The sequence below is a fragment of the Parabacteroides distasonis genome (assembly GCF_004793765.1).
GTDB classification, from domain to species: domain Bacteria; phylum Bacteroidota; class Bacteroidia; order Bacteroidales; family Tannerellaceae; genus Parabacteroides; species Parabacteroides distasonis_A.
Genome location: NZ_SRYM01000010.1, coordinates 91864 through 100573 on the forward strand (window position 1 = coordinate 91864; position 8710 = coordinate 100573).

Sequence of the window (8710 nt, forward strand, 5' to 3'; positions counted from 1 at the left end):
AGCCCGTATATTCTCGTAAAACTTCTTTTTCTCCTTGGTTCGCCGTTCTTTTCATCGGTGTAATTGTTGTCGTTGCGGCCCCCTTTATTATCTATGCTTCTAAGAAAGCATCTTGGGTAGATCCGAATACTGGACTCGAACCGTTCCATTGGGAAGTAAAAAATGACGTATCCGATACGAATACGACAAAAGCATAACACACATTCCTCTCGATAATTACCTAGTCCGAGCTGAAATATTTTCACAGCTCGGACTTTTTGGTAAAAATAGCACAGAATATTTACGTTTTATTATGTGTATTATAAAATTGTAATTATCTTTGCAATAGTATTCATAAAATAAAATATCAAAAGAACTATGGCACGTACAGTGGATTATTCAAAAAAGGCTGAGAAAATCAAAGAGCAAGTAGATGAATTAGTACAAGAATTAATGGCTGCTAAATCGGCTCCGGTAGTTTCCAAAAGAAGTTTAAAAGTAGCTGACATCAATTTCGAGAACGAGGATGTTAATACATTAATGCAAATACAAGCTCGCCTCGCTCGCATTATTTTGGAGAAGAGCAAATAAGAAAAAACCCTGCTAAGGTTTTAAAAAAGCGTTTTTCCCATCTTTAAGGATGTTTCGGGAAAGGCGCTTTATTTTTTATGTCTCGTGCGAACTTTCAAAGAAAAAGCTTATCTTTGAAAAACTAATCAATAACATGTATGGAACTAACACTCCCAACGAAAGTTAATGTGACACATCCCATCATGCTAGACACGAAAATATTAGTCGTGATCGGAGCGAACGGTGCGGGGAAAAGCTCTTTTGGTAGAGATTTATTGGAGAGATATGCGGGTCAGGCGAAAAGAATATCCGGTATACATGCCTTATTCATCAGCGAGGACGAATCTAAATTATCGACATCCAATGAATTCGTGCGTTTACAGTCTATGATCAAGGAACGACTATTCATGCCACGTATTTCTGAATACGAGAAACTGATTTTGCAACTCCAAAGAGAGGAATTCGAGGCGGCAGTTAACTTCAAGGAAACCTGCAAGACCAATAGCGAGATACATCCTCCGATTACCAAGATTGATATCATACAAACGATCTGGGAAAAAATGTTTCCACATAATCGCCTGATACGAAAGTCTGGGTTTATCGAGCTTGTATCTACGGGGCGTGATTCAAATTCCTATACCGCCGGACGTATGAGCGATAGCGAGAAACTGGTGTTTTACTTGATTGGCGCTGCGTTATGCGCATGCCCGAACGCCTTGCTCGTGATAGAAGAACCGGAAACCCTTCTCCACAACTCCATAAAGAACCAGCTTTGGGACGAGATCGAGGCGATACGCCCGGACTGTACGTTCGTTTATCTCACGCACGACATTGATTTCGCCACCTCCCGCTCCGATAGCAAACAGATCTGGATTCGCTCTTACGACGCCGATCATTCCCTATGGGATTACGAATTGATCGAGAGTAACGAAAGTTTCCCGGAAGAAGTCTATATGGAAATACTCGGCAGTCGGAAACCGATCTTGTTTATCGAGGGAACCGACATGAACAGTATCGACAGCAAGCTTTATCCCTTCATATTCCCCGACTATCTGGTAAAACCGATGGGCGGTTGCCAAAAAGTAATCGAGACAACCAAAGCGTTCAGTCAACTGAAAGACTTCCATACATTAGATGGCAAAGGCATCGTAGATCGTGACAGGCGTACGCAAGGAGAAATAGACTATCTACGAGAACAACATATTTATGTACCGGATGTAGCGGAAGTAGAGAACCTGTTGATGATAGAGGATGTGATCAAGACGGTCGCTAAACGGTTGATGAAAGATCCTGACGATGTTTTTAAGCAAGTGAAAGAGAACGTAGTGCGTCTTTTCCAGAAAGAATTGGATTCGCAAGTAATCCTTCATGCCAAACATCAAGTCCGTAAAAAACTGGAGACTACCGTAGATCGCAAGATAACGACGGTGGAGCAATTAACCGAACATGTAGAAAGTATCCGTCAGAACATCCATGTGGAAGAAATATACAAAAACATAAAAGAAAAGTTCGAGTCTTATATAGAAACGGAGAACTATAAAAGCATCCTCCGTGTTTATAATCAAAAAGGAATGTTACCACAGAGCCGCCTATGCGCAATCTGCGGTATCAGTAACAAAGAGAGTTATTTAAACCTAATTCTCTCCATATTAAAAGAAAACAAGGAGGATGCGGAAGCGATACGGAAGGCTATCAAACATTCATTGGGCACATAAAATTTTCTTGAAAATGCAGGAAAAGTCCATAAAAAATTGTTCTTTTGCAAACTGTTTTATAACATTAACGGGCCAAAGCCCTATATATTAATTATCATATGCGTACACCTACACTTCAATATCTTTACTTGCAAAAGCCGGTAACCATGATGGTAGTAATCTGTATTATATCGGTGTTACCTTGGATCGGCCTCGGCGATTTTTCCACCAAAGGGGAACCTCGGGAAGCAGCCGTAGCGATCTCCATGCTTGAGACAGGTAATTGGGTCTTGCCACAATCTTACGCAAACGAGTTCGCTTTCAAGCCACCGATGGCGCATTGGTTAATGGCGGCCTTCTCTTATCCACAGGGATATGTTTCCGAGTTCACCTCCCGCTTGCCATCCGCTTTAGCCTTTACTACCTTGATCGGATTCGTATTGGTCTTTTTCGGCAAACGAATCGTAAAGTTTCAGGAGGCATTCATAGCTACCCTCCTATTGGTCACCTGCATAGAGATACATCGAGCGGCCATGACGACCCGGGTGGATATGTTACTCACTACTTTTATAGTCATAGGACTTTTTCAGCTATATCGATGGGAAGATAAATTGGAGCTGAAAGGACTTCCCATATTCATACCTTTATTATTAGGATGCGCCGTACTTACCAAAGGACCGGTAGGCGTAGTATTGCCCCTGTTCGTATTCGGCATTTATTTATTAATGTTAGGTCAATATAGTTATCTTACAATATTCAAGGCTTTACTATATGCGGGAATATCCTCTTTATTCCTACCGATGTTATGGTATACCGCCGCATGGAAACAGGGTGGAGATGAGTTCCTCAATGTCGTATTAGCGGAGAATTTCGCCCGTTTCTTACACCTAAACACTCCTGAAATTTCCTATGATCTGGGGCATGAGAATGGCGTTTGGTATAATTTAATGACGTTGGCGGCAGGCTTTATGCCTTGGACTATTTTCTTTTTCTTCTCTTTATTCGGGCTGAAGCTTAGCAAACCTGGGCAACCTATTAAAGAGATCCTAAAAAACACGTGGAAACGCATCCGTTCCATGGAAAAAGTTCGTTTATTTAGTTTGGTCGCTTTAGTCGGCATCCTTTTCTTCTATTCGATTCCTTCCAGTAAACGAAGCGTATATTTAATGCCGGCTTATCCGTTCATCGCCTTGTTTTTGGCTCAATATGCCTTATATATTACGGAATACCGTACGAAAATAACTCGGGTATTCGCCGCTTTTTTAGCTTCCGTAGTAAGTGTCGTCATGATAGCGATCTTGCTTACGGTATTCGGGATTATTGATCCTGTTGGCATCGTCGGTCAATATACACAAAACACATCGGCCTTGGACACGGTACAAATAGTATCAAAAGTATTGGTTCACCCCAGTACACTTACGATCGGTATTATCTTCATAAATCTATTGATACTAGGAACGGTCTATTACCAAATGTTCAAGAAAATAAATATCAAGATTCTCTACGCTACGATAGCCTTGACATTCTCGGTTAATTTATTAATTGACGGTGTCATTATGAGAGGTATTCGTGAAGGAGATTCTTGCCGTGTTTTCGCAGAACGTATCTTGAAAGAGTATCCATTGAATAAAGAGAATGTATATGTCGTAAATAACCTTCGGATTTATCGGAATCTGTATGGTTTAAACTTCTACATGGGAAATATCTTCCATGACTTCGATAAAGAAACACCCGCCAAAGGTTATTTCCTGATCGGAGAAAATGAGATGGAAAAAGTACTTTCCGCATACGGAGATAAATATATATTCCGTACGCTGACCAAGTCTGATCAAACGTTCAGCGAGCTAAAACAAAAAATTGTACTTAGCGAGTTCGAGTTGAAATAGAAATGTAACATCTAATAGTATACCATGAATAGCTCCTATATTTCCCCTTTCGCTAAGCCGGTCTATATCATGTTGAAACCGGTAGGCTCTGTTTGTAATTTGGCATGCGAGTATTGTTATTACCTTGAGAAAAGCAAGTTCTATCCGGACGTGAAGAATCACATCATGACGGATCAGATTCTCGAGAAGTTCATCAAGGAATACATGGAATGCCAAACCATGCGAGAAGTCTTGTTTACGTGGCATGGAGGCGAGACGCTGATGCGGCCTATCAGCTTCTATAAAAAAGCCTTGGAGTTGCAACGTAAATATGCGGGAGGACGGCAAATAGACAACTGTATCCAAACCAATGGTACCCTATTGAATGATGAGTGGTGCCAATTTTTCAAGGAAAATAATTTCTTGGTGGGTGTATCTATCGATGGCCCGCAAGAGTTCCACGACGAATATCGTAGGAACCGTCAGGGACTCCCCTCTTTCTATAAGGTGATGAAGGGGATCGAGTTACTGAAAAAACATGGGGTAGAATATAACGCCATGGCCGTCGTGAATGACTATAACGTGGATTATCCGCTGGAATTCTATAATTTCTTCAAGGAACTGGATTGCCGTTTCATCCAATTCGCCCCGATCGTGGAGCGTATCGGCCGGCACAAGGAAGGTACCAAGCTATCTTCTCCCGAGGAGCAAGACGCAACAATCAAGTTAGCTCCGTTCTCGGTAGATAGCGAGAAGTGGGGAAATTTCCTGTGCGCCTTGTTCGATGAGTGGCTGAAAGAGGATGTCGGTAAGTTCTACATCCAATTATTCGATTCTACCTTGGCAAACTGGGTAGGTGAGCAACCCGGAGTATGCTCTCTGGCCCGCCATTGCGGTCACGCCGGAGTAATGGAGTTCAATGGCGACGTGTACGCTTGCGACCATTTCGTATTCCCTGAATACAAACTGGGGAATGTCCAAACAAAGACATTAACGGAAATGATGTACAGTCCGATACAACAAAAGTTTGGAACGGATAAAGAAGATAAGCTCCCTACGCAATGCAAAGAATGCGAATATCTTTTCGCTTGCCATGGAGAGTGCCCGAAAAACAGGTTCCTCCATACGTCGAATGGAGAGCCTGGACTAAATTATCTATGTAAGGGATACAAGAAATTCTTCAAGCACGTAGCTCCTTACATGGATTTTATGAAAAAAGAGTTATTGAATCAACGTCCACCCGCAAACGTGATGGATTGGGCTAAACAACAACAACATGAATATTAACAGACGTGATTTCATTAAAACAGGAAGTATGGTTATGCTTGGAACATTAACGGCTCCTTCCTTACTAGGAAGCTGCACCGGTAGTGAGAGTGATAAAGCAGCCGGTATTTCATTCGCCATGAATTATTTCAAGGTGAGTGAAGGGGATTTGAAGAAGGTATTGGCGGCAGCCTTGGAGAAAGGCGGGGATTATGCCGATTTGTTTTTCGAGCATTCATACAGGAACAACGTAGGGTTGCAGGATGGTGCCGTAAACCGTGCCTCATCTAACATCGATTTTGGGATGGGTGTACGTGTCTTGGCTGGTGACCAAACGGGATATGCCTACGTAGAGAACGTTACCTTGGACGAGATGCTGAAGGCGGCTCGTACGGCCGCACGGATCGCCACCGGATCGGCGAGCACCACCCCGATAAACCTGACGGAAAAAGCATGTACGAATAATTTTTACAGTGTGCAAACACCTTGGGACGAGATCGCCATTAATGACAAAATGCCTTTCTTGCAGAAACTAAACGATCAGATCTTCGCCAAGGACAAGCGGGTCACCAAGGTGATGGCCTCTTTGGGAGATACGACCTCTCATATTTTATTCTGTAACTCGGAAGGACAAATTTATTACGATTATCGCCCGATGAGTGCCTTGAGTGCCGTCTGTATCATGGAGGATAAGGGGAAGATCGAGAACTCGTACGCCGCACGGGCTTTCCGCATGGGAGCGGAATTCCTGACAGACGACTTGATCAACGAGCTTGCCCAAGAAGCAGTGGATAAGACCTCTATCTTATTCCAAGCGATCAAGCCTAAAGGCGGGGAAATGCCTGTCGTAATGGGTGCCGGAGGTTCCGGTATCTTATTGCATGAGGCGATCGGTCATGCTTTCGAGGCGGACTTCAACCGTAAAAACACCTCCATTTTCTCTGATCAACTGAACAAGAAAGTTTGTAACGAACATATCAACGTGGTGGACGACGGCACGATTCCTTTCAACCGGGGCTCTGTTAATATCGATGACGAGGGCGTGGACGGGCAAAAGACCTATATCGTACGGGAAGGAGTCTTGACCAGTTATTTGCACGACCGTATCAGTGCCAAGCATTACGGCATCCCCTCAACGGGCAACGGACGCCGGGAGTCTTTCCGGCAGATGCCCATCCCCCGTATGCGTGCCACCTATATGGAAGCCGGCAACGTGACAGAGGAAGAGATCATCTCTACCGTAAAGAAAGGTATCTATGCCGCCAACTTCACGAACGGGCAGGTACAGATCGGGGCAGGCGATTTTACTTTCTTCGTGAAGGATGGTTACTTGATCGAGAACGGCAAGCTCACCCAACCTATCAAGGATATCAATATCATCGGTAACGGCCCGAAAGCGTTGGCGGATATCACGATGGTGGGTAATAATTATAAAATGGACAACGGCACATGGACCTGCGGTAAAGATGGACAGTCTTGCCCGGTAACCTGCGGTATGCCGTCGGCCTTAGTCAGCAAACTTACAGTAGGAGGAGAAAACTAATATGATAACAAACGAAAATAAGAAATTGGCTCAATGGGCCATGGAATATGCTTTGAAGAATGGTTGCCAGTCCTCACGTGTCACGCTTTACAATGGTTCCAGCAGTTCGTTTGAGATACGGGATATGAAAATAGACCGCCTGCAACAGGCATCCGAGAACAGCATGGTGGTTCATTTGTTCGTGGACGGCCGTTACGGCTCCTACTCTACCAATCGCTTGGATAAGAAAGAACTTGAGAAGTTCATCAAGGATGGTATCGCCGCCACTCGTTTCCTCGCCGAGGACAAGGCTCGCACGCTGCCAGACGCTTCCTTGTATTATAAAGGTGGGGCGGCAGACTTGCGATTGATCGACCCGAATTTCGACTCCGTGCAACCGGACGATAAGGTAGCGTTGGCCATGAGCGTCTGTGAGGAAATCATGGGTAAGGATGACCGGATCATCTCTGCCAATTCTTCCTACAGCGACGAGAAGGACTTTAAGTATATGGTAGCCAGCAATGGTTTCGAAGGCGAGGCTTCCGGTTCCTCTTATGGCTTGGTGGGGAGTGTCAGCATCCGTGGGGAGGGCGACGCCCGTCCCGAGTCTTATTGGTACGACTCTTCCTTGTATTACGATGAGCTGGTGAAGACTGGTATTGGAACGAAAGCATTAGAACGAGTGCTTCGAAAACTGGGACAACGGAAAGTGGCGTCCGGTAAATATACCATGATCGTGGATAACATGAATTCCAGCCGCCTGCTTTCTCCGGTAATCGGAGCCATTTACGGTTCCTCCATCCAGCAAAAGAACTCTTTCTTATTGGATAAGATCAACCAAAAGGTAGCGAGCGACAAGATGACCTTGATAGACGAGCCTCATCTGGTAAAGGCTTCCGGTGCACGTTATTTCGATGGCGAGGGTGTCGCCACAAAACGTCTTCCGGTATTCGAGCAGGGTATATTGAATACGTATTATATCGATACGTATTCCGCCAATAAGATGGGTGTAAGACAGACGATCGGCTCTCCCTCGATTCTTACCATGCAGAATGGCGATAAGGATCTGGACGGATTGATCGCCTCTATCGACAAAGGTATATTGGTGACTGGTTTCAACGGTGGAAACTGCAATAGCACGACCGGCGATTTCTCGTATGGCGTGGAAGGTTTCTTGATCGAGAGAGGTAAGTTATCCCAACCGATCTCCGAGATGAACGCCACGGGTAATATGCTCTCCCTATGGAGTAACTTAGCGGAAGTCGGAAACGACCCCCGCCTATCCTCCAGCTGGCGAATCCCTTCCTTGCTTTTCAAAGGGGTTGATTTTAGCGGATTATAAATACAAGAAACAACATCCGGAAGAACAAGAATAAAAGAAGCCGGAACCGCTAAACACAGTTCCGGCTTCTTTATTTTTCCTTACACCAAATTATAGATCGCTATAAAATGGCAAACCGTTCCCCCGAGAACGAATAAATGCCATGCGTTAGCACATTCGCTACTTCCTCACCATGAGTCTGTCTTTGTTTTCTCATCCATCCGATCGCTACGACTACAAGGCACTGGCCTTGAAACCGGCCTCCGATACGGCGGAAAGAATGGTCTCCGCCGGAAGATCGGTCGTTATAGTCAATGTCTTATCCGGAGATTTCAAGTCGATCGACCATGCGTCCTCTTTTACTAATTTATTTAATTTAGCGCCAATAGCCGCCACGCATCCGCCACATTTAGCGTTTGTCTTAAATTTTAATGTTGCCATTGTATATTATTTAATCGTTATATTTTTGCATAAAGTTTCAACATCAGAGTGT

Annotated in this window: 7 protein-coding genes and 1 pseudogene; 7 read left to right on the forward strand and 1 reads right to left on the reverse strand. The window is 44.3% G+C overall.

Annotated features, from left to right (window positions below):
• Positions 1 to 35 precede the first annotated feature (35 nt).
• The 7 genes and pseudogenes from E5342_RS05530 to E5342_RS05560 all read left to right on the forward strand — a co-directional run.
• Positions 36 to 197, forward strand: a pseudogene (locus tag E5342_RS05530) (putative glutamine/gamma-aminobutyrate antiporter GadC); the annotation flags it as partial.
• Between the two features lie 160 nt (positions 198 to 357).
• The gene (locus tag E5342_RS05535) at positions 358 to 570 is read left to right on the forward strand and encodes a hypothetical protein (RefSeq protein ID WP_121734576.1); all 213 of its coding nucleotides are present in this window, start codon (positions 358 to 360) and stop codon (positions 568 to 570) included.
• Positions 571 to 707: 137 nt separating this feature from the next.
• Positions 708 to 2264 carry a DUF4435 domain-containing protein gene (locus tag E5342_RS05540; protein ID WP_121734577.1) on the forward strand — a complete coding sequence of 519 codons (1557 nt, stop codon included), beginning with the start codon at positions 708 to 710 and terminating at the stop codon, positions 2262 to 2264.
• 98 nt (positions 2265 to 2362) lie between these two features.
• Positions 2363 to 4129, forward strand: coding sequence for an ArnT family glycosyltransferase (locus tag E5342_RS05545; RefSeq protein ID WP_121734578.1), 1767 nt, complete (start codon positions 2363 to 2365; stop codon positions 4127 to 4129).
• A gap of 24 nt (positions 4130 to 4153) precedes the next feature.
• Positions 4154 to 5395, forward strand: a complete 1242-nt coding sequence (locus tag E5342_RS05550; RefSeq protein WP_121734579.1) for an anaerobic sulfatase-maturation protein — start codon at positions 4154 to 4156, stop codon at positions 5393 to 5395.
• Positions 5385 to 6917, forward strand: a complete 1533-nt coding sequence (locus E5342_RS05555) for a TldD/PmbA family protein (protein ID WP_121734580.1) — start codon at positions 5385 to 5387, stop codon at positions 6915 to 6917. Before E5342_RS05550 ends, E5342_RS05555 begins: the two co-directional genes overlap by 11 nt.
• 1 nt (position 6918) lies before the next feature.
• Positions 6919 to 8238 (forward strand): TldD/PmbA family protein, encoded by a 1320-nt coding sequence (locus E5342_RS05560; protein WP_121734581.1) that lies wholly within the window; start codon positions 6919 to 6921, stop codon positions 8236 to 8238.
• Between the two features lie 213 nt (positions 8239 to 8451).
• Here E5342_RS05560 and E5342_RS05570 read toward each other — a convergent pair whose 3' ends face one another.
• The gene (locus E5342_RS05570) at positions 8452 to 8658 is read right to left on the reverse strand and encodes a heavy-metal-associated domain-containing protein (protein WP_005857310.1); all 207 of its coding nucleotides are present in this window, start codon (positions 8656 to 8658) and stop codon (positions 8452 to 8454) included.
• Positions 8659 to 8710: the final 52 nt, after the last annotated feature.

Excerpts from the sequence above, each read along its gene's own strand:
- E5342_RS05545 (WP_121734578.1), top strand. The coding sequence starts at position 2,363 with ATGCGTACACCTACACTTCAATATCTTTACTTGCAAAAGCCGGTAACC.
- E5342_RS05540 (WP_121734577.1), top strand. The coding sequence starts at position 708 with ATGGAACTAACACTCCCAACGAAAGTTAATGTGACACATCCCATCATG.
- E5342_RS05550 (WP_121734579.1), top strand. The coding sequence starts at position 4,154 with ATGAATAGCTCCTATATTTCCCCTTTCGCTAAGCCGGTCTATATCATG.
- E5342_RS05570 (WP_005857310.1), bottom strand. The coding sequence starts at position 8,658 with ATGGCAACATTAAAATTTAAGACAAACGCTAAATGTGGCGGATGCGTG.
- E5342_RS05560 (WP_121734581.1), top strand. The coding sequence starts at position 6,919 with ATGATAACAAACGAAAATAAGAAATTGGCTCAATGGGCCATGGAATAT.
- E5342_RS05535 (WP_121734576.1), top strand. The coding sequence starts at position 358 with ATGGCACGTACAGTGGATTATTCAAAAAAGGCTGAGAAAATCAAAGAG.
- E5342_RS05555 (WP_121734580.1), top strand. The coding sequence starts at position 5,385 with ATGAATATTAACAGACGTGATTTCATTAAAACAGGAAGTATGGTTATG.